Origin of the sequence: Sulfitobacter faviae, from assembly GCF_029870955.1 — a bacterium.
Lineage (GTDB): Bacteria > Pseudomonadota > Alphaproteobacteria > Rhodobacterales > Rhodobacteraceae > Sulfitobacter > Sulfitobacter faviae.
The window spans coordinates 1-23,936 of the sequence record NZ_PGFQ01000003.1 but is presented as its reverse complement, the minus strand read 5'-3'; the positions used below and the strand labels follow the sequence as shown (position 1 = coordinate 23,936).

Sequence of the window (23,936 nt, the reverse complement as noted above, 5' to 3'; positions counted from 1 at the left end):
GCCGGATAGTCCCACCAATGGTGACTCAAATCGGCGTCCAGTCTCACATACCCTGAATCGGTTTCAGAAATGCGACACAGGCAAGCTATTGAAAACAAATGGAACGCAGTCTCAGAAATTCCGGCAGACCGACATTCACTGGAAAATGGCCTCAGAGGACGAGAAGTCGACATCATCAAACTCTGGTGTGTTTAGTATCGCTCAGAACGGCGACAGCGATCAAGACAAAAGCGACAGCATCTCCCTTCCCGCACATGTCGCCGGTTCCGGCAATCTCGGTCGCTTGGTCGACACCGCTCGCGACTACGCGCGCGCCGCGGCCTCCGACAATACGCTGAAGGCCTATGCAAAGGACTGGGCGCATTTCACCCGCTGGTGCCGGATGAAGGGCACGGAGCCTCTGCCCCCGTCGCCTGAGATGATGGGGCTTTATCTCGCAGATCTGGCGTCCGGATCGGGACCCTCCCCTGCCCTATCGGTCTCGACCATCGACCGCCGCCTGTCCGGGCTTGTCTGGAACTATGCGCAACGCGGGTTCACCTTCGATCGCAAGAACCGTCACATCGCCACGGTGCTAGCGGGGATCAAGCGCCGGCATGCGCGTCCGCCGGTGCAGAAGGAAGCGATCCTGGCCGAGGACATCCTCGCGATGGTCGCCACCCTGCCCTTTGAGCTGCGCGGGCTCAGAGATCGGGCGATGCTGCTGCTGGGCTATGCCGGGGGCCTTCGACGCTCCGAAATCGTCAGCCTCGACGTTCACAAGGACGACACGCCGGACTCGGGTGGCTGGATCGAGATCTTCGAGAAGGGTGCCCTGCTCACCCTCAATGCCAAGACTGGCTGGCGTGAGGTCGAGATCGGCCGCGGCTCCAAGGAGCAAACCTGCCCGGTGCATGCGCTGGAGCAATGGTTGCACTTCGCCAGGATCGACTTCGGGCCTGTGTTCGTGCGCACCTCACGCGACGGTAAGAAAGCGCTGGAAGCGCGTCTCAACGACAAGCATGTCGCGCGCTTGATCAAGCGCACCGTCTTGGAAGCGGGCATTCGATCCGAGCTGCCCGAGAAAGACCGCCTCGCCCTCTTCTCTGGCCATAGCTTGCGCGCCGGTCTCGCCAGTTCGGCAGAAGTCGACGAGCGCTATGTCCAGAAGCAGCTCGGCCATACAAGCGCCGAAATGACCCGTCGTTACCAGCGCCGCCGAGACAGGTTCCGCGTGAACCTGACCAAAGCCGCGGGACTATAATCGCGCGGTCATTCGGTCGTTTATTGGCGATATCTTAAATTGCAAACGGCTCTTTTCCATGCCCCTGATAGGCTATGCGCGCGTATCCACAGAGGATCAGACCCCCCTGCCCCAGTCCGAGGCCCTTCAATCTGCGGGTTGCGTAGAGATCTTTGAAGAGCACGCCTCAGGCGGAAATCGGGCGCGGCCCGTGCTTGCACGTGTGCTGGAGCGGATTGGCAAGGGCGACACGCTGGTCGTCGTGCGGATCGACCGGCTTGCGCGGTCTTTGTCGCACCTACTTGAGGTGATCGAAAGACTGGAGGGCAAGGGGGCGTTCTTCCGCTCGCTCCAGGACCCGATCGACACTGCCTCGCCCCAGGGCAAGTTCACGTTGCAGGTTCTGGGCGCTGCGGCTGAGTTCGAACGCGCTCTGATCCGCGAGCGTACCAAAGCCGGACTTGCCTCGGCACGCTCAAAGGGCCGCGTCGGCGGCAACCCAGGTCTTCGCGCCAAGGACCCTGAAGCGCTGCGCAAGGTGCGGCTGGCGCGACAGGACGGCTACATGGAGCGCTTGAACGAAACTGCGCAGGATTGGGTGCCCCATGTGCGCCGTTTGCGCCCCGATATGGCTTGGGAAGACGTCCTGCGGATCATCAATGGCCCCCTGCCCTATGATCAGCGCTGGACGCAAAGCCGCCTGCTCCGCGCCGTGAAGGCATACGTGGCGGACGGATTCCTGCCCGCTGAAGTGCTTGGACGCGCTGGACGTCGCGAAACCGACGATCGCCTGCCTGCGATTGTCGCTGCAATCAAAGGTGCTGACCCCGAGATCACCTTGCAGGCAATCTGCGACCGGCTCGAATCCATGCGTGAGCGCACCCCTCGCGGTCGCACCAGCTGGCAGCCTTCCTCGGTCAGAATGCTGCTGGAGCGTGCTGAAAAGCTGGGGCTCCTCTGAGGATCACACTTGTGTTGGCCTAACCGATTGCCACTAAATCTAGAAAGTGCTTGCACGAATCTGGTTGGTCGGGCAATAGTCTCGAAAAATAACGCGCGGCCACATAAAAAACGCGCCCACGGATCGGGGCAGACATGAGCGAAGTAGAGCAGGATTTAGACATCGCCATCGGGCACTACGCGGAACTTCTCGCGTCGAACCTGCATGCTCAGCGCGCCGCACACTTCCCTCCGGATGCAAAGAAGGTGATGCGCACTTTGACCAGCGGCGAAGCTGCCGAGCTCCTTGGCGTCGACCATACCTATCTTCGGAAGCTTCATCGAGAAGGAAAGATCGTCGACGTCGAGACGACGGCTGGAAGTCATCGTCGCTATACTCTCGACGATATCTGGGAAATCCGGCAGACGCTTGAAGGAAACGCAAAAAAGTCTGGAACTTACGTGCCTGGGCGTCGCGACGGTGACGAGCTTCAAGTTATTTCAGTGGTGAACTTCAAGGGCGGGTCCGGCAAAACGACGACGTCTGCTCACCTCGCTCAGCGCTTGGCGCTCAAGGGGTACAAGGTTCTTGCGATCGATCTCGACCCCCAAGCATCTCTTTCGGCTCTTCACGGAATCCAGCCAGAACTCGACCTCATGGAGGGCGGAACCCTCTATGATGCCGTTCGCTATGACGATCCGGTTCCGATCGCCGAAGTGATCCGCAAAACCTACATCCGTGGCCTTGATCTTATCCCGGGCAACCTTGAACTCATGGAGTTCGAGCACGAGACGCCTGCTGCGATCCAGCGAGGCGGAGCGAAGGCGTTCTTCGCGAGAGTTCATGACGCACTCGATAGTGTTGAAGCGAACTACGACGTTGTTGTGATCGACTGTCCGCCGCAACTTGGTTTCTTGACGATGTCAGCACTTTCCGCGTCCTCGGGTGTGCTCGTGACGGTTCACCCGCAGATGCTTGACCTTATGTCGATGTCCCAATTCCTGCGAATGACTGCGGATCTCCTTGGAGTAATCAGGGATGCAGGCGCAAATCTGCGCTTCGATTGGCTTCGCTTCTTGCCAACGCGATACAAAGTCGGCGACGCGCCACAGACCGAAGTCATCGCCTTCATTCGCGGGCTCTTTGGGAGGTCGGTCCTGACCAATCACATGGTTGAGTCGACCGCAATTTCTGATGCCGGCTTGACCAAGCAAACGCTCTACGAAGCTGACAAGAAGGACTTCACGCGTCAGACGTTTGATCGTGCGATCGAATCTATGAACGCAGTGAACGATGAGATCGCTGAAATCATCCAGAACACATGGGGGCGGAATGGCAAGAAAGCCTAAACTTGGCCTGCCGCTGCAGACCCTTCGCAACGCTCCTGACGCTCTTGAAGGGCGCCGACTGCGTGGCGGTGTTTTTGAGATCGATCCGGCGCAGATTGTTACCGAAGGACGGTTGGATGACAGGCTTCAGATTGACGTTGAGGGCCTGAAGAACTCTATTTCCAAGAACGGTCAGCGTGTGCCTGTCTTGGTCCGCCCACTGGAAGGCGATCGCTACAACCTGATCTATGGCCGCAGACGCCTGGAAGCATGTCGCGAAATCGGTATCAAAGTTCGAGCCATCGTCACAGAGGTTGAAGGTGATCAAGCGCTTCGAGATCAGCTTCTCGAGAACCAAGAGCGTCGTGATCTTAGCTTTATTGAGCGTGCGCTCGTTGCGACGGCACTTCTGGACGGTGATCATTTGGAAGGGGCTGAGCGCACCAATCGAGGTGTCGCCGAAGTCCTTAACCTCCACGAAGCTGGGGTTTCACAACTCTTGAGTGTCGTTCGGACGGTCGGCGAGGAACTCATCCAGGCAATTGGTGCGGCTCCCGGGATTGGTCGCCCGAGATGGGAAGAGCTCAAAAAGGCTTTGGGTGCCTACGACGGTGATCGAGACCAACTGCAAGCCGTAGCTCATACAGCCAAGTCCGAAAGTTCCGGCTCGGTCGATGAGGTTTCTGAGCGTGCGTTTCTCGCAGTTCTGGCAGCTGCGAAGAGAGCAGAGAAGAAAGCAAGCCCGTCTAGAAAGGGTGTGCCTGCTTTGGCGATCCCCGGTGTTGGAGCTGCGACGGTCAAGACCGGCCGCCAAGGCAAGCAGCTCAAACTTGATCTAACTACGGATGAACCTGATTTTATCAGCTGGTTGGAGGGCAATGCCCCAAAGCTGATTACCGAGCTTCATGAGCGCTGGAAGCGTTCAGGAGACTGAGGAAGAGCAACCAACAAGAAGGAGGCACGATACAGGCAAAAAGAAAAAGGCCCCGAGAAGCTAGCTTCACGAGACCTTTGTAAGGTTTCGCACCGGGATCAGCCCGCTACAAAATCTCAGTTTTCGCACTTCTGAATGTAGCGTTCTGGCCCCTACGCCGCAAGCGCAAAGCGATTCGCGGGCCCTAGAATTTTTGTCTTCGTGGACATTTTCATGGAGTACACACCAATCTCGCCGTTTATGCGGCCGATTTCGCACGCCCATTTGCGCGTCATTGAGCGACCCGAGGCATCTGTTCCAGCCAGACCCGTTAACAAGTGGGAACTCCTGCGCGAGCTCTCCAAGGCGCAAGCGGCCTTTGGGGTCTCGGAACGTGATCTGACGGTTTTGCAGGGGCTCCTCAGCTTCTTTCCGGACGATGCGCTTGGCGGGAACGCCGAGATGGTCGTCTTCCCCTCGAACAAGGCGATCTGTGAGCGCCTGAATGGTATGCCCTGCTCCACGATGCGTCGTCACCTCGCGCGTCTTGTCGAGGCTGGCTTGCTCCAGCGGCGCGATAGCCCCAATGGGAAGCGTTACGTCCGCAAGCACGGCGAAGATCGCGTTGCCTTTGGCTTCGATCTTTCCCCGCTCTACTGTCAGTCCGAAGAGATAGCACGGGCCGCAGAGGCCGTACGTGAGGCTGAGGAGCGCGTCAGGCGCCTGAGAGAGGTCGTAAGCCTCATGCGCCGCGACCTCGCGGCCCTCGCCGAGTTCGGAGACGAGATACAGCCCGGCCTAGGCTTCTGGGATCAGCTTCGCGACAAGGCTGCACTCACAGCCCGCGCGCTCCGCCGCAAGCTTTCAATTGAGGACCTCGCGGCCTATCGAGCCGACCTTGAAGCTCTCCTTGACCAGGCACGCAACATCATTGATGGCCCTGAAACAGAAGAAATGAACACCAATGATGCCCATTCTGAGCGTCACCATCATAATTCAAATAAAGAATCTATAGATCTTGAACCTGCTTTAGAAAAAAGCGGGGCGGCGGCGGGTGTGCCAGATGTGGACACGGATGAGCCTGTGGCTGACGTCGATGAACAGGACACAAGACACCTGCCAAAGATCCCGCTGCACCTAGTGATCGCGGCATGTCCCTCGCTTAAAACCTTCTACCAAGGTGAGATCCGGCATTGGCATCAGCTCTTCGATGCGGCGTGCCATGTGCGGCCAGCCATGGGAATCAGTGCGTCTGCATGGGAAGAAGCACAGCGGTTCATGGGTCCGGAGCAAGCGTCGATCGTTGTTGCTGCCATGCTGGAACGCTTCGCCGACATAAGATCGCCTGGTGGATACTTGCGAGCTCTGACTGCCAAAGCTGCGGCAGGCGAGTTTTCCTGTGGCCCAATGGTCATGGCATTGATTGGCCGGCGGAACGCGGCTTAACAGCTGTTAAACTCCGATCTCGTGCGGCTGGCATGGCATAACTTAACAGCTGTTAAGTAGGCTCTCGGCACACAAACGGTGTTTGAGAGAGAAAAGTTAGGGGGTTGAGGTGTGGCGGTATTTGAGATCGTGAAAGTGGCTTTCGCCTTCGTCCCGGCGAAGCTCTGATGACGAGGGCATCCCGATCATCATGGTAAAACCTCAGCCGGTGACCATCGCTGCTAGTAGCGCAAAGGCGGCTAGCGAAGAACATACAGAGCGTTGCGCTGTAGCCAACCTAGCAGTTCCGCGCCTCCGCGGCCCCTGCCCTTTTCGATGTCTGAGATCTGATGATAAATACCCTCAACAATTGGCTCTACGCTATCCGGCGCCTGCTGACGGCGATTTGGGTCCTGGCCTCGGATATTCGCTTGCCCTTCATCGGTGCTAATGCCTGAGAGGTAGGTTGTGGATGTCTGTTGCATGATATCGTGGCTACGGGCCGTAGCGGACAAGGAGCAGACGATCGATGGTTGCCAAAACCGTTTGACCAAGGGCTCGATCCTCGAATTCCCGCGCGCGGGGAAGGGGAGCCGGTAACTTCTCAGTCACTTCGATAATGGCGACATGGCCAACGAGGCAATCGGTTCCTCAAGCGCAGCAGCTGGTTGCCAGCGGTCCCGCGTTCCGCTGATTTGGTCGTAGTGGACGACGAGGACATCGCAGAACAGCGGTTGCAACTCAATCTCTTGATTTCATGACACCCGAACTCTTCAAAAGAGTGCATTGATGTTGGCTGCGGAATGATCTGATCCGTCAGATGGCGGAAAATGATTTATTAACAATAGGTTATTGCGTTTTTTGGTATTCGCGATGAGAAATCATGCCCATAACAGCCTTCATCGACATGATTTCCCTTTCCAGGGTGCCGATCCGCTACATCGACGGGAAGCCAAAGCATCAGCACACATTACGAAGAAGTTGGCAGTTGCGGGCCGATTGAGCGGTCTGGGCTATCTCGTGAAGAAGGAACCGCCACAGGTCTAGCCGATGGGCCCTGTGGAAGTTCTGATCCCGTCGTACCAGTACAGTTCGGTGGCGGTTGGGTGTTTCATGGGTTTGGTCCACGAAAAGAGAAAGTGTTCTTCGGGTTTTGTGACTGACGGATGAGGGCCTTTGGGGTCCCTCAGATGGGTCCGGGCCGGGTTCCGGTCTGCCGTTTCTGATGAAGGGCATTCCCATGCAAACAGGTGTCTTGCGCGTGTTGCGCGCGAGCGCTGCCTCGTGGTGGCGACACAAGGAACTACGCCGAACCGGCCAGACGGGGCAGGCACAACGGCTCGAGCGCGAGACCGTCCTGCGTGATCTCGGCTATCTGAAGCAGGCGGCGTTATTGCCAAACGTGCACGTGATCTGCGGAGAGGGCGGGACATTCATCCATCTTGGTTGGACCACCGTGTCGACCTTCGCGCCGATTGAGCGCTTTCCCTTGGCCACTCTTGCGGTCGCACGAGGGACCCCGTTCATCGATATCCGACCCGTCACCGATGTGATTGCCTTCGCGAACCTGCCGCGGGTGACGCGGGACGGATCCGCCGACCATGAACCTTGGGGGCTTGGCAGCGCTGTATCGCTGATCACCTACGTCGACATGGTCGAACAGCTCGGCGCGAGCATCACCAATGATCCGCGGTCCCATAAGTCAATCTGATCACCATTTCCTCTCACCTAAACTCGAAAGGACGCCAGCCATGGCCCGATCCCGCACGCCCAAATTCGATGCCTCCGAGGTCATCACGAACGAAATCATCCGCATCATCGAGCGCGGCGTCCTGCCCTGGCGCAAGCCCTGGACCATTGGCGGCAGCTCTCGTCCCCTGCGCGTGGGCGGAGAACCCTACCAGGGTGTGAACAACTTCCTGCTCACCATGCGAACGGTGATGGCGGGCCACAGCTCGCCCTTCTGGATGACGTTGCCGCAGGCTAATGCGTTGGACGCAAAGGTCCGCAAGGGCGAGAAATCCTCTGTCGTCGTCTATTACGGCCAAAGCCGGAAAGACGCGGGCGGCGAGGACGACCGCAGCGATGGCGATGATCGCTCCGAGGAAGCCCGCATCTTCCGCTTCCAGAAAGCCTACCGCGTGTTCAATGCCTGCCAGATCGATGGCCTGCCCGACAGTTTCTTCCCCGACCCGGAGCCCGCACCCGAGCATCCTCCGTCCGAGCCCATCCCGCACATGCAGGCGTTTTTCGATGCCATTGACATCACGACCGTCTTCACGGGAACTGAAGCCTATTATCTGCCGCCCGTGGACAAGGTCTACATGCCGTCTATCACGCGGTTCCATGACCCGCGCAATTTCTACGGGGTCTGGGCGCATGAGCTGGCCCATGCCACGAAAGCCCCGCATCGACTGAACCGTGATTTCGGGTTCTCGAAGTTTGGCAACACGTCCTATGCGCGCGAGGAGATCGTCGCGGAATTGACCTCGGTGTTCCTGGGTCAGACGCTCGGCTTCACGGCGCACACGCTCGAGATGAATGCCGCCTACCTGCACAACTGGTTGCGGGTCCTTCGGTCGGACAAGGGCGCGATCTTCCGGCACGCCGCGGACGCGCAGCGCGCCTGTGATTATCTGATCGCCAGATCGGAGGTGGGCAGGGCAGGTCGCAGTGCCGAGGCCGCCTGACCGCACGGAGAACGGAGACACCCATGTCACGTAAGGAACCCAAGACGCTGCGGGTGGCCTGCTTCGAAGACGGCCGCCGCAAGATCATCACCTTCAAGCGCGGTGCCTATTGGTGGAGCGCTGCCGAGGGCGCTTATCCGTTCTTGGCAGCACTTGAGAGCATCATTGAACAGGGCGGCTGGATCGAAACCATCCCCAACCCGAATTACAGACCCAAGGGGCTGTTCGGGTAGGGTTCCTTCTGCTTCGGTCTTTCCGACAAGCAGAAAAGAAAAAGCGGGCTTTGGGAAGGGTGTTTCAACTTCTCGAAGGAGATCCCCATGTCCATGAATGTTCAATCCCAGCCAGACCGTCCGGATCCGACCGTGATCGCGGCGCAAAACGACGCGTTTCGCAAGCTCACATGCCTTGGGCTGCCGCCCGCGCAGCCCATCCAGGGCCGGATGCATGTCACCCGCGCGCTTATGGAGGCCGGTGACGGCTTCATGGCCGAGGCGGTGAAGTCCACAGGTGCGTTCGATACATTCGAGCCTGAGAATGATCCCGAGGGATGGCACGATTTCGGCGCTCTCGAGATCCGGGGCGAGACCGTGTTCTGGAAAATCGATCTCTATGAGGCAGATTCGGATTTCCGCTACGGGGCTGAGACCCCGGACAATCCCGCCACCACCATGCGCGTGCTGACCATCATGCTGGCGCGCGACTGGTAGGGCAGGGGACTCCTCCCCCTGACATCTGAGACGATGATGGCCCGCTGACCCCTCAAAGGGAAAGTGGGCCTTTTGTCGTAGTGATCCCTGAAGCCGGGGATTGGTCACGCGCAAGCGCGCGGGCCGCATCTCATCCACCTGGAAGGATATCCCATGACCGCAAGCTTCAAACCCGTCTCCGTCGCCATCGGCGATCTGGTCCCGCATCCCGCCAATGTGCGCAGCAACTCCCCGGAAACCTATGACCCCGAGAACATCGCGCATCTGAAAGCCAGCATCGCGGTGCTGGGCCTCTTGCAGCCGCTCCTGGTCCAGAAGCTCGACGGCAAGTTCGCCGTGCTGGCCGGTGGTCGACGCCATGCCGCCCTGAAGGAACTGGTCGCGGACAAAAGCGAGAAGGGGTTCACCGCGAAAACCAAGGTCGACTGCCGCCTCGTGCCGGAGGATTGCGACGTCACCACGGCTCTGTCGCTCGCCGAGAATATCACGCAAGCGCCGATGAACGCGATCGACGAGTTCGAGGCCTTCGCTCGGATGATGGAGGTCGACGGCCAGACGCCCGAGACGATCGCCAAGACCTTCGGCACCACGGTGGCCGCCGTGAAAGGCCGGTTGCGCTATGGCCTGATCCACCCCGACATCCGCGCCGCGGCCCGGGGCAAGGTGATCACGCTCGACACGATGAAGGCCTTCGCCGAGCATCCGAGCCAAGAGGCGCAGCGCGAGGTCTTCGAGGCGCTCACGAAGGACGGCGGCTATCTGCAGGCCTATACCGTTCGACAGGCGCTCAAATCCCGCGGGGTGCAGGTCAGCGATGATATCGGGGCTTTCGTGCGCGCGGACTACGAGGCGCGTGGCGGCGCAGTCGCGGCTGACCTTCTGGAAGAGCATTCCGTGCTCGAGGATGCGGCGCTGGTCGAGACCATCCTGCTCGAAAAGCTCGGTGCCGCTGCCGAAGAGGCCCGCATAAAACTGGGCTTTGCCTGGGCCGATGCGATGGTCCGGTATGATTACGCGACCATGGCCGACTACGGCCGGGTCTATCCCGGCCCGATCGAGCCTGATGAGACCGCCCAGAAGCGCATCGATGAGATCACCGCCGAGCTCGAGCAACTGCAGCTACAGATGGAGGATGAGGGGCTCGAGGACAGTGCCTACAACGCGCTTTACGAGCGCGTGGACGCCTTGGAAGAGGAAGCCCGCGATCTGCAGGAGGCCTACAGCGCCGAGGACCTGGCGCGGTCCGGGGTAATCGCCTCGTGGTCGAATGGTCAGGTGACGCTCCATATCGGCCTCGTACGCCCGGAGGACACCGTCAAAGCGGAGGGCACGCGCGGCGCCTCGAGTAGTCAGACGGGGAAGAGGCCCCTGACCCGGGCGAGATCAGCTACCCGGCCTCGCTGGCTGAGGACCTCAAGACCGAGCGAGCCATGGCGCTTGGGGCCGCGATGGCGCTACATCCGGAGGCCACGCTGGATCTGACGCTCTTCAAGCTGGTCAGTGACGTTCTGGCCAGCGGCATGAGTGTCACGCAGGCGATCAAGATCGATGCCCGCAAGGAATACCGCAGCCATGCCAAGATGGACGAGATCGACGAGACCTCGCTCGAGCAGGTGGCGGCGGCGCATGATGCACTTGATCTCTCCTGGCTCGATGACGCCGCGCGCCCGCCGATCAGTTCGCGGCGTTTCGCGCGCTGGAGGCCGGCGAGAAGGCCAAGCTCGTGGCCTATGCCACGGCCAGCACCACGCAGTCCTGCTTCGCGCGGGACCGCCAGCGCGACAGCCTGATGCATGCGTTCGAGATCGAGATCATGCCCGACATCCGCGCCCACTGGACGCCGAATGCGGCGCTCTTCAACCGCTTCAAGAAGGCTTGGCTCCTGAAGATCCTCGGCGAGGATCTGGGTCTCGCCCAGGAGGCGGTGACACTGGCCTCTTCGAGCAAGAAGGAGATCGTCGCCTTCTGCGACAAGCTCTTCGCCGAGCCATTCGCCACGCTCACCGACGCACAGCTCGCTGCCGTGGCCGCCTGGTGCCCGCCGATGATGCAGACCGCCGGTGTCGCCTGTGATGAGGCGGAGCCCATCGAGGAATCTCCGGAGCCTGACAGCGAGGTCGCGCAAGCGGCCTGAGTCCTCACGCGACCCGCGCGAGGCATTCCCCGCGCGGGTCGACCCCTCCCACACCCAACGGAAAGACATCCCCATGGCTATTCTCAAGTTCTCTGCCTCCGCTGTTGCGGCGCAGATCGCCCATGCGCGCGCCTGCAAGACCTTCCTGCCCAACTGGAACGGGCCCGTGGACAGGCCCGCCCTGATCCTCATCGTCGGCAATGGTGTGCATCTGCGCTCGAACGGCATCGATGGCACGACCACCCGTATCGTTACCACCGCGCAGGCCGATCCCTCCTTCGCCTTCGCCGACGGCATGAACCCGTTTCGCGACACCGACTGGATGGCGCAGCGCCGCATGGCGTTTCGCGATTTGACCGGCCAGTTCTACACCGATATCCTGGATGACGTGCAGGTGCTCATCGACCGGGGGCGGGGTGCGATCCGGCTCGCCACCGATGGCCACAGCATCCGCGTCTTCGTGCGCCGGGCCTCGGACTATCTCATCGGCGGGACCTACGAAGTGCCCTCGGGCCTTGGCGGCACCTTCCGGGTCATTCTCAAGGATGCCTGCGACACCTTCGCAATCGTACAGAACTGCGGCAATTGCGAGGATTTCGACGCCATGCAGCCCTACCGCGTGCCGCTCGATGCGCTGATGGAACTCGATGACCGGAGGGTGGCGCAATGCGCCCTTTCTCAAACAAGCATCGCCAATACCCTGCCGGGCCTGCGGCCCGCTCGGGACATTGGCAACAACAGTTTCCCCAATGAGAGAAAGGACTCTGAGATGGGATGGCTCTTCTACACCGACGGCCGCGTCCAGACCTACGCGGATGAGAAAGCGGAGATTGCTCGGCTGTGCACCTTCGAGGGCGACAGCCGCAAGACGGAACTGGTCAAAGCCTGCAAGGTCGCCTCCACCTGGTATGCAGCGGCTAGGGTTACCAATCTCGACGGCACCGCTGTCGAGGACGCGACCTATATCACCGATCCTGACGGCTCGATCACCTTCGCCGCCGTCTTCCTCACCGCCTACGACGATGGCTGCTGGGGCTACAAGGATATGGAGGAAAGCGCTGGCCCGAACGAGTCTCGCGCTCCTCTTGGGCTGATCGAGCTCCTCTCCGACCTGAAAGACCCGGCCAGCTACGCCCAGGACTGGCGTCAGCGTTGCCGGGACTGGGCGTCGATCCCGGACTATGCCGAAGGCGACAAGATCAAGCTTGCAGCACCTGTGACGCTCGCCGATGGCAGCACCTGCCAGATCGTCACCGCGACGCACTACAGACGCGGGCGGCAAAAACGCCGCTGCTACCGCATCGAGGAAACCGGCGGGCTCGTACGCCTCTCGAAGGCCACGCTTGCGGGTTCGGAGCTGCTCAGCTCCGCGAAAGGTGCTGCCAGTCCAGTGCTGGCGGAGTTCCTGGCGAGGCGAGATTAGGTCCTGCGCCGGACGGTTCATCGACCTGCCCGGCGACAGCAGATGCTGCGGCTTGTCTTGACAAGGCAATGCAAATGCATTACCTATCGCGGGCAGCAAAGAACCTTTTCTTAAAGAACCTTTTCTTCAGGAGACTGCCATGACAGCCCTCGCACAAGATGTCTCGAAACTCACGGATCGGTATCAGACGACCGTGCCGGCGGGTGTGCGCAAACAGCTCAAGCTGGGCAAGGGCGACCAGATTCGTTACTGCACCGAGCCGAGTGGCAGGGTCTATATCGAGCCCGTGCGCAGCGACGAGGAAGATCCCGTGCTCGGAGCCTTTCTCGATTTTGTCGAGGCCGATATCAAGGCGCATCCGGACCGCATTCGGGCGTTCGATGGGGCTTTGCATGACCGTCTTGCAGCACTGGTCGGAGACGTTGACGTCGATCTCGATGCGCCGCTATCGCTCGAGGATGAATGAGCGGCGATAGCATGCCCGCCCAAGCGCCACTTGTCGTAAACGGATGGTCGATTTATGCGCATCCGCTCTTTCTGGACCAGCTCGAAGGGCTGACCCTGGAGGTCGAGGCGCGTAAGGCTCGCGATCCCAAGACCTGGCGCAAGAAAAATTCCACGAAACGGCTGGCCGCCATCTTCAAGCTGGTCACCGAGGCCATACCGGCAGATCCGGGTGCCGCCGCCTTCCGCCAAGGCGGCACACTCGGCGATCACCGCAAACACTGGTTCCGGGCGAAATTCTTCCAGCAGTATCGGCTGTTCTATCGGTTCAACAGCGATGCAAAGGTCATCGTGGTGGCCTGGGTGAACGACGACAAGACCCTGCGCGCCTATGGCAGCAAGACGGATGCCTATGCGACGTTCAAAGGAATGCTGGAAGATGGCAACCCACCTGACAATTTCGACGCGCTCTTGAAAGAAGCGGCGGCGGCGGACAAGCGGTTCGAGAAGTCCGTTAAGGTGGCGCCTGGCCGTTGAGATGGCTTTGGTAACGCCCGCGACGCACAGGCAGCGCTATGGCTGTCAACCAAATGCCCGAACGCCTGTATCCGCGCGCGTCACCTGCCAGCCTGGCAAAAGGCACAGGAAGACGTCAAATCATTGCTCAAAGAGAAGCGATTGCCAGCTCCCTAGCGGGCCTCTCTCAAGGCGGAACGCGCGCGAATTCGCAACGTGATAGGGCAGATTTCGGGCGAGTGATCAGCCAAGATATGGTTTTGCCTTGGACAGAACCAAACTTTCTGCAATGCAATGATGTCAACCGAGGGGGATCAGGGTGGACGCGTTTCTTTCAAAGATGGTTCGGGCCGTGGAAGCGCCAAAGTTGCCGTTGCAGCAGTCAGAGCTTTTACGGCAGTTTGGCAAGGATCTTCTGGCGCGCCCGGACCTTTGCGCTGCGCTGATCCAAGAGGCCGCGAGTGGCCCATTGTCGGACGGCCAGATGGCGATGCTGGTCGCCGCACTGGATGAGGCCCGCATGGCCGATGAGAGCGGGCAGCGCAAAGGGCGCACCTTACTGGATGACATGCGCGATGTGGTGGCCTTGCTCGACGCCGACCTGACATCCCAAACGGCCTTGTCTCTCTCCAGCGCCTGGACGCGTGCGGGCCTGACCCGCCACCATCGCTGGCCCATGCGGTCATCCCCGAAGACCCGGATGCCTTTGCCGACATCAACGGCATTCCCGACATCCCCGATGAGATGTTCGACGGTATCTTCAAAGGCTTAAATGGCATCGGCGAAGACTCGGTTTCGGCCATGCTGGCGATGCTGGATGAGATGCTGCCAACCTTGCCGCCAGAAGCACGCTTTGCTTTCATTCGCAAACTCGCTACCCGACCAGAGTCCCTATGTGGAGATGCCGCCGCAGCGCTGCTACTTGCGACAGACGCCTCGGTGAGCTCCGGCGCGCTAACCGGTCTCGCTCTGCGCCAGCAGGCGGGTGATCTGTCTCAGACCTTGTTATCGCGCATCACCTTGATCCGAAGCTGGCTACAAGACCCTGACACCTTGCGCGGTATGGATGAGATCATCCGATCCGCCCTCAAAACCGGGACGCAGGCAATTGACACGCGCTCAAAACCCAAGATCCACCGCGTTGTATCCTCGATGGTCGATGGCAGCGGTGCGCAGAGCCTCTCCATGGCCATTCAATCGGGTGGCCGACGTGCTTTGGCGGTGGTGCTGCTCAAACAGGGGTTTGGCGTGAAAGACGCTTTTGTGCTTCCGTGCACCAGCGCCACCGAGCAAAAACAGATGATCGCGCAGATTGCAAATGAGTCCGGCGCCTTGGAGGCAACAGCAGATTATGCGTTCACCGCTCTGTCTTGGGCGCTTGCGGACGGGCAAGCAAATGGGACAATGCCCGCGGCGGGTCTGCTCGATGTCGTCGAGACCGCAGGTTTTGCCGATCTGCGCCCGCGATCGGCAGATATTGCAGACATCGCGGCCATTGCTGACCCCGAAGGCGCCGTCTCCACTCTCTCCGTCCGCGCACGGGGCAGCCTGATCATGGCGAGTGAGCATTGGCCTGATCACTTCCCGATCTCGGACAGCTGGTTCGAGGACAGCGACGCATCGTCAGATGCCATTGAAAGTGCAACGACTCAAAATGCCATGACCCGCAAGCTTTGGCAGCATCTGGAGACCCGCCGCAACTTTTGGGCCATGATCTTTGCCCGCAATGCCGCCTTGCTGGCGGCTGCAAAGAACCCCATAACGCCTGAGCTTGTCGCCGTGGCCCAGGCCATGTCCGAGGGCCGCGACCTGAAGAAGGCCCCGATCATGCATTTCGTGCACGCCATGAGCTTTGAGGCGTGGGTCCATCAGGACGCGCCGCCGATGCCGTTCGGCGGTCTTGAGGTCACCGAAGAACGCGCGGCCCCGGGAACCTACGCCGAGGTCGCACCGTTCGGCACAAAGGAACAAAAGGCGCTGGATAAACTTCTGCGTCCAGCCAAGATCACACCCCCTGGATGGAAGGCTTTTTGACAGGTCTTTGCACCGCGCCCAAGTTCATCAAACCCTCCGAGTGGATCGTCACGATTTTCAATGTAGTGGCAGACGATCTCGCCTCCGATGCGGACTTGCAAAAACTCCTCGACCTGATCGTAATAGCCTACAATCACCGTCTGTCCTTGCTGCGAGACGGTGCTCCGGCAGAGGTGCTGTTCCCGGCGGACCCGGTCCTGTTTTCCATCTGGGCTGACGGCTATCTGACAGCATGGGAAGCGCACAAACCCCACTGGCCTAACAAATCCCTCGGCAAAGACGGCAAAGCCATGCGCGCGCTCCTCGAACAGGCGGCGGATTTCAGAACCAAACCCGACCAAGCCCCCGCCTTGCACAAATGGCTGATCAAGCAATGTGACAAGCAGAAATGATAGCTTTCTTGGATTGACTGTCAGGATAAGTCGCGGAAATCGGAAACTGCATGCTTTGCGCGCAAATCGGGGTGGAACCTGAATTCGACCAGAGCGCCGCCTATGTCGAGGGGTGGCTTGAGGCGATGAAAGAGATAGAGATTTCAAGGCTCTTATCGTTCGGGAAACTTTGCTGTAACGTTCGATCATCGCGTCAATAGGGGACCCGAGTTGAAACAGCCTTCAGATCGCAAACAGGCCTGCGACAAAGTCGACGGGTCCAGGGTCCAATCCCCGACCGCCGGTCTCAGGTCGCTCTGAGCGTTGCCGATATGCCGAGTTACCTAGGCGAGCTTCTGGATAGGGGGCTCGACGACCATTTCCGTGACCGCTGAAACGAAATCCCACGATGCCTGGTTTCGATCCAGGGTGCAGGAAGCGCTCAAAGATCCGCGCCCGCCGATATCGCACGCCCACGCGTTGCATCAGTTGCAGACGTTGATTGACGAAAAGCGCCAGGAGCAAACTTGACCTAGCGCAGAGGTCTCGTATATACATACGTATAACCATACGGGCCCTGCCATGATCGAAGCCAAAATCCGCAAGGTCGGCAATTCCGCCGTCATGACACTCAGCACAGAGATGCTCGCGCTCCTGGATGCCAAGGAGGGGGATACCCTCTATGCCGTGCGCACGGATGATGGCGGGCTGAAGCTGATGACGGAAAACCCGGAACTTCAGGCCGCGCTTGCCGCCGCCGAGATCGTCATGGATGAGAACCGCGATCTGCTCCAAGCACTTGCATGAGCGATTGGGTCTGGATTCCGCTGGCCGCTTCGTACGTCGTCCATGATCGCCAGATCGCGCGCCACGGCGGTGCGCCAGGCACCCGCGATCCGGCCCTTTTGGAAATGGGATGCACACGGGCAATGAACCGCGCGTCCTATGAGGACGTGGATGTGTTCGCGATTGCGGCAGCTTATGCCTATGGTCTTGCCAAAGCGCATGCCTTTGTCGATGGCAACAAGCGAACAGCATTCGTGGCCGCTTTTGCGTTCTTGCGGCTCAATGGCGTAAATCTGCGGCCCGATCCCGGGAAGGGTGTCCGGATGATGGAGGACCTTGCCGCCGATCAGGTGAGTGAAGCCGCGTTTTCTGCTTGGCTCCGTGACCTTGCCGCAAAGACCGATGACGTCTGATCGCATTGGCAGTCCTGCCCCGCTCCGGTTCTTGATTTCAGATCCTTAACCCCAAAAGGGGAAAGCTGGCTTTTTGTCCTTTGGAATTCAGACCCTCATCCAAAGGAAAAATCCCATGGCCAAGCCTTGCTCAACGCATCACGCTCCCGTCGATTCCGGCGCTGATCTCGTCTCTGCCCTCGCGCAGATCGGCGCGCAGATCGACCACCAACCCCTGCGTAGCTCAGCGCTGGCGCGCATCATGCGCGAGACGTTTCATGGCAGCGATGCCGGCGGTGCCTGGGACTGGCGCATGGCCTATGACCTGATGCAGGCCGCTGCCGTCCAAATGCTGCTGCGTGGGGACGGCGCGGCAGGTGACATCGCCGCGGCAAAGCTGCTTGCCTCACGGCTCCTGACGGAAACGCGCCGCTCGGAGCAGCAGATCCGGCTGCAGCAGTTTTCCACGCCGCTGCCATACGCAGCCCTTGTCGTGCGGGCCGCAGCGATCCGCAAAGGCGAGACCGTTCTGGAGCCGTCGGCTGGCACAAGTGCCCTTGCTGCTTTCGCCGCCCGGGCCGGTGCCACGCTTTTGCTCAACGAGATCGACCCCTTTCGCCAGCGCCTCCTGCGGGCCCTCTTCGGCGGCGAGGTGACGGGCCATGACGGCGAGCATATCGACGATCTGCTGCAGACGCCGGTTCTGCCCGACATCGTGGTGATGAACCCGCCCTTCGCCTCCTCGGTCGATCGCGCCCGGGACAAACACATCGCCGCCAAACATCTCATCGGGGCTGCCAAGCGCCTGGCACCCGGCGGGCGGCTGGTGGCGATCATGCTGCCGGGATTCACTCCCGAACGCGATGCCGCGCATTGGGCACGCGCCTGCGGCCTCCTTACGCCGCGCTTGGCACTCACAATACCGGGGCAGGTCTACCGCAAGCTCGGCACAACTGTGGAAACCCAGCTGATGGTCTTCGACAAGGTGCAGGAGGACGGCGAGATGATCCGCGCCGCGGTTCAGGATCTGGAGGAAGCCCTTCCTTTTGTTGACACCGTGGCCGCAAACCGGCCTGAGACGCGCCCCGTCCAACGGGCGGCGACAAACCCTCATGCGCGATCGGTCGGTCCACTACTTGTCACGCGCAAGCGCCCAGTTGCCAAAGTTGCGGCGTCCAACGCTCAGACCAACGCCGCCATACCGCTCACTTTCACAAGCCTTGAGGCCCCGCGCGACAACACGCCCGTCTCGGACATCTATGCGCGCTACCGTCCGCAGCGGATCGAGATCGCGGGTGCGCAAGAACATCCCACGCCGCTCGTCGAAAGCATCGCCATGGCCTCGGTTGCCCCGCCCATGCCCTCAAACACGGGCAGTGATGACTTGCGTCTGCCCGCCAGGCTGATCGAGGAGGGACATCTCTCAGAGGCACAGCTGGAAACCATCATCATGGCGCATGATGCCCATGGGCGTGATTTGCCAGGCCGGTTCACGATCGATGACGACCAGACAAAGCTGACGCGTGCCGATGATGACCCGTATGCGTGTCACTATCGCCTCGGGTATTTCCTCGGAGATGGCACCGGTTGCGGCAAGGGGCGCGAATGCGCGGGGCTCATTCTCGTGAACTGGCTGGCCGGACGCAGGAAAGCGATCTGGGTCTCCAAATCCGCCACGCTTATCGAGGACGCGATCCGCGACTGGACCGATCTTGGCGGCTCGCCAGCCGACATCCAGCCGCTTTCCAAATGGAAACCGGACCAGCCCGTCCCGATGGGTGACGGGATCCTCTTCGTCACCTACGCCACGCTGCGGTCCGCGGGCAAATGCGGCACCACGCGGCTGAGCCAGATCCTCGACTGGATGGGCGACGACTTCGACGGCGTGCTGGCCTTCGACGAGGCTCACGCCATGCAGAACGCGGCCGGGTCAGAGCAGGGCAGGGGGGTCAAACCCTCGCAGCAGGGCCTCGCAGGCCTTCGTCTGCAACTGGCCGCCCCGCGCGCCCGCGTCTTCTACATCTCGGCTACGGGTGCCACGAGCGTGCATAACCTGGCCTATGCCGCGCGGCTTGGGCTTTGGGGGCAGGGGCCGGAATACCCCTTCCCGAGCCGCGAGAGCTTCGTCTCGGCAATGGAAGCCGGCGGCGTTGCCGCCATGGAGGTGGTCGCGCGCGATCTCAAGACGCTCGGCCTCTATACGGCCCGTGCCCTAAGCTTCGATGGCGTGGAATATGACGTTCTCGAACACGCGCTCACCCCGGCCCAGATCGAGGTCTACGACGCCTATGCGGGCGCGTTTCGGACGATCCACCACAATCTCGAGGCGGCGCTGACGGCGACCGGTGTCAACGATGCCTCGGGGGAGACCAATGCCTCTGCCGCACGCGCTTCGGCCAAGTCCCGCTTTGAAAGCACGAAGCAGCGCTTCTTCAACCATCTCCTGATGGGCATGAAGGCCCCGACCATCATCCGCGCCATCGAGGAAGATCTGGCCGCAGGCAAGGCTTGCGTCATCCAGGTCGTCTCGACAGGCGAGAGCCTGCTGAAACGCCGGCTTGAAACGACGGACCCGGAAGACGAGCTGGTCGAGGGTGCCTTGACGCAGCGCGATTATGTTCTGGGCTACCTCGAACAGGCTTTCCCGATCCACGCGCAAAAGCTGGTCGAGATCGACGGCACTATGGTGGCCGAGCCGCTCAGGGACGAGACCGGCGCGCTGGTCGTCTCGCGCGAGGCGCTTGCCCTTCGTGACGCGGCCATGATGGATTTGATGACGCTGGCCCCGATCCCCTCGGCGCTCGACCAGATCCTCTGGGCCTTTGGCGACGAGGCCGTGGCAGAAGTCACAGGCCGATCTATCCGGCCCCTCAAGGCCGAGGACGGCCATCTCTTCATCGAGAAGCGCGCCGCCAGCAGCAATTCCTCCGAAACCCAAGCCTTCATGGACGGCGAAAAGGATATCCTGATCTTCTCCGATGCGGGCGGGACGGGCCGGTCCTATCACGCGGCCCAAACGGCGAAGAACCAGAAACGGCGGCGGCACTACCTGCTGGAGCCCGGCTGGCGCGCCGATGCGGCCATCCAGGGCTTGGTCGCACGCATCGCTCGGCTCAGGTCAGCGCGCCGTTCTTCCGGGTCTGCACCTCAGATGTGCATGGCGAGAAGCGCTTCACCTCGACGATCGCGAAACGCCTCAATCAGCTTGGGGCCCTCACCAAAGGCCAGCGCGAGACCGGCTCGCAGGGCATGTTCCGGGAGGAGGACAATCTCGAAAGCCCGATCGCGCGGGCGGCGCTGCGTGGGTATTTCGCCGATCTTGCCGCTGGGCGCGCCGAGGCGATGAGCTACGAGAGCTTCACCGACTGGACGGCCCTGCGGCTGATCGACAAGGACGGTGTGCTGCTCGAAGAGCTTCCCCCGATCCAGCGGTTTCTCAATCGGGTGCTTGCCCTTCCCATCCACATGCAGAACGCGCTCTTTGCCGAATTCATGCGCCGGATCGCTGATCAGACGGAACGGGCGCGCGCGGCAGGCATGCTCGATCTCGGCGTGGAAACCCTGCGCGGCGAAAAGATCGAACAGGTCTCCACAGAGGATCTCTGGACCTGCCCGAAATCCGGCGCCGTGACGCGGATCATCGGACTGGAAGTCACCGACCCGGTCCACGTTCTTGGGGCCGAAGAGGCCATATCGCGCAATCTGGACAAGACCACGATGGTGAATCGCGCCTCCGGCCGCGCCGCGCTCATTTCGGCCCGCCCCATGCAGATGTATGACGAGGATATCGTGACGCTGATGCGCAAGGCGGTACGGCCCAACGGGTCGAGCTACCTTGAGGAGATGCGCTTCGAGTCCTCGGCCTGGGAAGAGATCGGCAAGTCTGAGTTCATTCGGCTCTGGGATGAAGAGGCGGCTGCCCTGCCGAAGACCACCACAACCAAGCTCTATCTGCTGACCGGTCTCCTGCTGCCGATCTGGAAGGACATTCCGACCACCAATGAGCGCATCTACCGGGTCACGCCCGACGGGGCGACGGCCATGATCGGGCGGACGCTGAGCGAGGACGGGGCGGCCGCGCTGCGCGCCCGCTTCCTCGTCTCCGACCCGCAAACGCCGCAGGAGATGCTGACCGCAGCCCTCGGAACCACCGCGCCTGTCGATCTGGGCCGCGGCCTGACCCTGACCCGCCGCCGGGTCGCTGGCGAGATGCGCCTCGAGCTTGGTGGTGCGGATCGGGGCATGATTGATGGCCTCAAAGCCCTCGGCTGCTTCACCGAGATCATCGCCTTCCAGCTGCGGGTGTTCCTGCCGCATGAGGAAGGGGTCGATACATTGGGCATTCTGGCACGGATCGTGGGGCAGGGAACCAGCAAGGCGGCAGACCAAGCCGCCTGAAAAGCCAAAGCAGGCTTTGGGTGGGGCGTCGCGGATCGGGATTTGACCGGTCTGCGCGTTCCGGGCGCGCGGGCAGGCCAATGGCACGCCTGCGCGCGCCCCAAATTCAGACAAGAGGACAGACCCATGACCAATCCCCAGATCGACTATGCCGCAATGGCGGCTCAGTGGCGCGCCGAGCGCGAAACCACCCTGAAGGCATCCCGAGCGGAGCTGATCGCACAACTACGTGCGCTTGGCATCAGCGAGGTCACCGCCGAATACGAAGGCTATGGCGACTCTGGCAATGTCGAGGACGTGAATGTGCAGCCTGCGGAGGTCAAACTGCCGGAAGCGCTTGTCACCGCCGTGGGCGATTTCGCCTGGTCGCTCGCCTATCACCATCACCCGGGGTTTGAGAACAACGAGGGCGGCTACGGCACGCTGACCTGGGACATCACCGCCGACAGCATCACGCTCGATCATGCGGATCGCTATGTCGAATGTTCTCACAGCTATGACGAGGGGCTTTGAGATGGCGCATCCGCTTCATCATGCCGAAAGCTCGGCCCGAAAATTCGGCGGGGTGCCGTCTGACTATCAGGCTGTGCACGACTGGTTCGATGCCTCGAAAGAGCACCTTGCGCTCTTCACGCACAGAGCCTTGCGCCACCATGCCCAAGGCCTGTTCGAGGCTGAACGTGTCTTCGGTCTGACCCTGACCAATAGCGCGGGTCGAGAGATCCCCGTGCGTTGGATCGGCGAGCAGCATGTTCGAGAAGACTGTCAGGGCCGTATCCCGAGTATGGCGGACTGGCTGCGCCGGATCCAGCCCGAGCCATGGATGGCCAATGGTCATATCGACCGGCATGTCGGCAATGAGCCCTGCGGCGACCCAAGGGTTGCCTGGGCCACCGAGGTCGCCGACGGCAGAACGGTTCTTGGCCTGAAGGATTGGATGGCGGCGCGCGCAACGCCAACCACGCAAAGCGCCTGATAGGTCCCGGCTCTTCGCCAAATGAATGCCGCACAGAAGCCCGGTTGGAAGATCGGGCTTCTTCCGGCGTTTACCCACCATTCTTCGTAAGGAGGTTCGCATGACACTCGATGAAATCAAGGCCGCCGTCGATGCCTGCCAGACCGTGCATTGGGCCAATGCCGGCTACGTTGTCCACAAGGACCGGCTCGGTCAATACCTCATCACCTATGTGCCGAATGGTAGCTGCATCGGTCTGACCGACCGGGGCGGGCACGGGTTGAACGGAAAAGAGGCAGAGTTCTTCATCGCGCGACCGGAGGGCGGCTCGGAAAATTCGGGCCGCCAATCAAGACCAGACGGGCAGGGGAGGGGCGTAGCACCCGGAGGGGCGGGGCATTCCCGCTCGGACGGCAGCTCTGACCCGTGGGCGGGCTGAAAGGAAAGCAGGCTTTCTGGTTTGTGATCCCTCAAGGGGTCGAGAAAGCAATCCCGGATGCGCTGGCAAGAACGTCAGGCACCGGCCAATCCAAAAGGAACTATCCCATGTTCGCAGGAACCCTCACCCGCAACGTCGAGACCGCAGCCGCTCAGTACAACGGCATGATCCATTCGACACGTTTCGATATCGCCATCCAGTTGGAGGCGCGGGCCAAGATGTCCGAACGCAGCCCGGATTTTGACGTGACGGCAGTCAACAAATCAGGCCGCAAGGTGCGTATCGGCACGGCCTGGAACGAGACCGGCAATACCAGCGGCAACCCCTACATCTCGATGCAGATCGATGTCGGCCTCGGCCCGTTCCGGGTCAACGCAGTGCAGACGAAAGAGGCGCGTGCGGCCCAAAGCGGCGAATTTGAGATCATCCCGCTGGTCTCGAACGGCCTGATGAAATCCGGCTCGATCTCGGGCGAGCTCACCGCCATGGACGCCGACAACGCCTTCACCGGCTACATCGCCAACATGATGTTCGATCTGGAGTTCATGCTGATCGAGAACAGCTACAAATCCGAGGAGACCCACCCCGACTACCGGATCGAGGTCAGCTCGCCTCGGGGCACACCGATCCGCGTCGGCTCGGCGTGGATGGCGAAAAGCAGCCGCACGGGCAATGACTACCTGTCGCTGCTGATCAACACGCCAGATGGCGACCTGCGCGTCAACGCCGTGCAGAACGAAGAACAGCGCGGCGGCCAGACCTTCTCGATCATCCCGTTCATCGACAGCGGTGAGCAGCCGCAGGACGCAGGCGCGG

At 61.0% G+C, this 23,936-nt stretch carries 22 protein-coding genes and 4 pseudogenes; all 26 read left to right on the top strand.

The annotated features are described in order from the left end of the window. The first annotated feature begins 145 nt into the window (after positions 1-145). Entirely contained in the window at positions 146-1,243 is a 1,098-nt protein-coding gene (locus CUR85_RS17740; RefSeq protein ID WP_280322984.1) for a tyrosine-type recombinase/integrase, read from the top strand. A gap of 58 nt (positions 1,244-1,301) precedes the next feature. Next, entirely contained in the window at positions 1,302-2,183 is an 882-nt protein-coding gene (locus CUR85_RS17735) for a recombinase family protein (RefSeq protein ID WP_280322983.1), read from the top strand. A 134-nt stretch (positions 2,184-2,317) separates the two neighbouring features. Then, on the top strand, positions 2,318-3,511 hold the full coding sequence (repA, locus tag CUR85_RS17730; RefSeq protein ID WP_280322981.1) for a plasmid partitioning protein RepA: 1,194 nt from the start codon (positions 2,318-2,320) through the stop codon (positions 3,509-3,511). Beyond that, positions 3,495-4,424, top strand: coding sequence for a plasmid partitioning protein RepB (gene repB / locus CUR85_RS17725; RefSeq protein ID WP_280322980.1), 930 nt, complete (start codon positions 3,495-3,497; stop codon positions 4,422-4,424). Before repA ends, repB begins: the two co-directional genes overlap by 17 nt. A 213-nt stretch (positions 4,425-4,637) precedes the next feature. Then, on the top strand, positions 4,638-5,849 hold the full coding sequence (gene repC / locus CUR85_RS17720; protein WP_040884173.1) for a plasmid replication protein RepC: 1,212 nt from the start codon (positions 4,638-4,640) through the stop codon (positions 5,847-5,849). A gap of 1,204 nt (positions 5,850-7,053) precedes the next feature. Beyond that, positions 7,054-7,539: a hypothetical protein gene (locus CUR85_RS17715; RefSeq protein ID WP_280322979.1), complete on the top strand. Its 486-nt coding sequence runs from the start codon at positions 7,054-7,056 to the stop codon at positions 7,537-7,539. 40 nt (positions 7,540-7,579) lie between these two features. Further along, a complete protein-coding gene (locus CUR85_RS17710) occupies positions 7,580-8,518 on the top strand; it encodes an ArdC family protein (protein ID WP_280322978.1) in 939 nt (312 codons plus the stop codon). Positions 8,519-8,541: 23 nt separating this feature from the next. Next, positions 8,542-8,751, top strand: coding sequence for a DUF6330 family protein (locus CUR85_RS17705; protein ID WP_280322977.1), 210 nt, complete (start codon positions 8,542-8,544; stop codon positions 8,749-8,751). 87 nt (positions 8,752-8,838) lie between these two features. Continuing rightward, positions 8,839-9,228 (top strand): DUF3768 domain-containing protein, encoded by a 390-nt coding sequence (locus CUR85_RS17700; RefSeq protein ID WP_280322976.1) that lies wholly within the window; start codon positions 8,839-8,841, stop codon positions 9,226-9,228. Between the two features lie 153 nt (positions 9,229-9,381). Then, a pseudogene (locus CUR85_RS17695) lies at positions 9,382-11,362 on the top strand (ParB/RepB/Spo0J family partition protein). 73 nt (positions 11,363-11,435) lie between these two features. Continuing rightward, positions 11,436-12,026 (top strand): annotated as a pseudogene (locus tag CUR85_RS17680) (regulator); the annotation flags it as partial. A 105-nt stretch (positions 12,027-12,131) separates the two neighbouring features. Further along, complete coding sequence (locus CUR85_RS17675; RefSeq protein WP_280323065.1) at positions 12,132-12,785, top strand: DUF6927 domain-containing protein; 654 nt, start codon at positions 12,132-12,134, stop codon at positions 12,783-12,785. Positions 12,786-12,924: 139 nt separating this feature from the next. After that, positions 12,925-13,251, top strand: coding sequence for a type II toxin-antitoxin system PrlF family antitoxin (locus tag CUR85_RS17670; protein ID WP_005668772.1), 327 nt, complete (start codon positions 12,925-12,927; stop codon positions 13,249-13,251). Continuing rightward, entirely contained in the window at positions 13,248-13,766 is a 519-nt protein-coding gene (locus tag CUR85_RS17665) for a type II toxin-antitoxin system YhaV family toxin (protein ID WP_280322971.1), read from the top strand. The genes CUR85_RS17670 and CUR85_RS17665 overlap by 4 nt, the downstream gene beginning before the upstream one ends. Positions 13,767-14,097: 331 nt before the next feature. Then, on the top strand, positions 14,098-14,517 hold the full coding sequence (locus CUR85_RS17660) for a hypothetical protein (protein WP_280322970.1): 420 nt from the start codon (positions 14,098-14,100) through the stop codon (positions 14,515-14,517). Then, entirely contained in the window at positions 14,490-15,779 is a 1,290-nt protein-coding gene (locus CUR85_RS17655) for a hypothetical protein (protein ID WP_280322969.1), read from the top strand. The genes CUR85_RS17660 and CUR85_RS17655 overlap by 28 nt, the downstream gene beginning before the upstream one ends. Next, on the top strand, positions 15,764-16,171 hold the full coding sequence (locus tag CUR85_RS17650) for a UPF0149 family protein (protein ID WP_280322968.1): 408 nt from the start codon (positions 15,764-15,766) through the stop codon (positions 16,169-16,171). The genes CUR85_RS17655 and CUR85_RS17650 overlap by 16 nt, the downstream gene beginning before the upstream one ends. A 38-nt stretch (positions 16,172-16,209) precedes the next feature. Beyond that, positions 16,210-16,371: a zincin-like metallopeptidase domain-containing protein gene (locus CUR85_RS20620; RefSeq protein WP_425520184.1), complete on the top strand. Its 162-nt coding sequence runs from the start codon at positions 16,210-16,212 to the stop codon at positions 16,369-16,371. Between the two features lie 163 nt (positions 16,372-16,534). Further along, positions 16,535-16,681, top strand: coding sequence for an antitoxin PaaA2 family protein (locus CUR85_RS20615; protein WP_369333113.1), 147 nt, complete (start codon positions 16,535-16,537; stop codon positions 16,679-16,681). Between the two features lie 51 nt (positions 16,682-16,732). Then, complete coding sequence (locus CUR85_RS17640; RefSeq protein ID WP_108693368.1) at positions 16,733-16,957, top strand: AbrB/MazE/SpoVT family DNA-binding domain-containing protein; 225 nt, start codon at positions 16,733-16,735, stop codon at positions 16,955-16,957. Continuing rightward, positions 16,954-17,349 (top strand): type II toxin-antitoxin system death-on-curing family toxin, encoded by a 396-nt coding sequence (locus CUR85_RS17635; RefSeq protein WP_108693367.1) that lies wholly within the window; start codon positions 16,954-16,956, stop codon positions 17,347-17,349. The genes CUR85_RS17640 and CUR85_RS17635 overlap by 4 nt, the downstream gene beginning before the upstream one ends. A 115-nt stretch (positions 17,350-17,464) precedes the next feature. Continuing rightward, positions 17,465-21,726 (top strand): annotated as a pseudogene (locus CUR85_RS17630) (strawberry notch-like NTP hydrolase domain-containing protein). 126 nt (positions 21,727-21,852) lie between these two features. Beyond that, on the top strand, positions 21,853-22,239 hold the full coding sequence (locus CUR85_RS17625) for a DUF6878 family protein (protein ID WP_280322964.1): 387 nt from the start codon (positions 21,853-21,855) through the stop codon (positions 22,237-22,239). Position 22,240: 1 nt separating this feature from the next. After that, complete coding sequence (locus CUR85_RS17620; protein ID WP_280322963.1) at positions 22,241-22,702, top strand: DUF6915 family protein; 462 nt, start codon at positions 22,241-22,243, stop codon at positions 22,700-22,702. 100 nt (positions 22,703-22,802) lie between these two features. After that, positions 22,803-23,104, top strand: a pseudogene (locus CUR85_RS17615) (hypothetical protein). 123 nt (positions 23,105-23,227) lie between these two features. Beyond that, on the top strand, positions 23,228-23,936 hold a 709-nt coding region (locus CUR85_RS17610; RefSeq protein ID WP_280322961.1), incomplete at its 3' end, for a DUF736 family protein.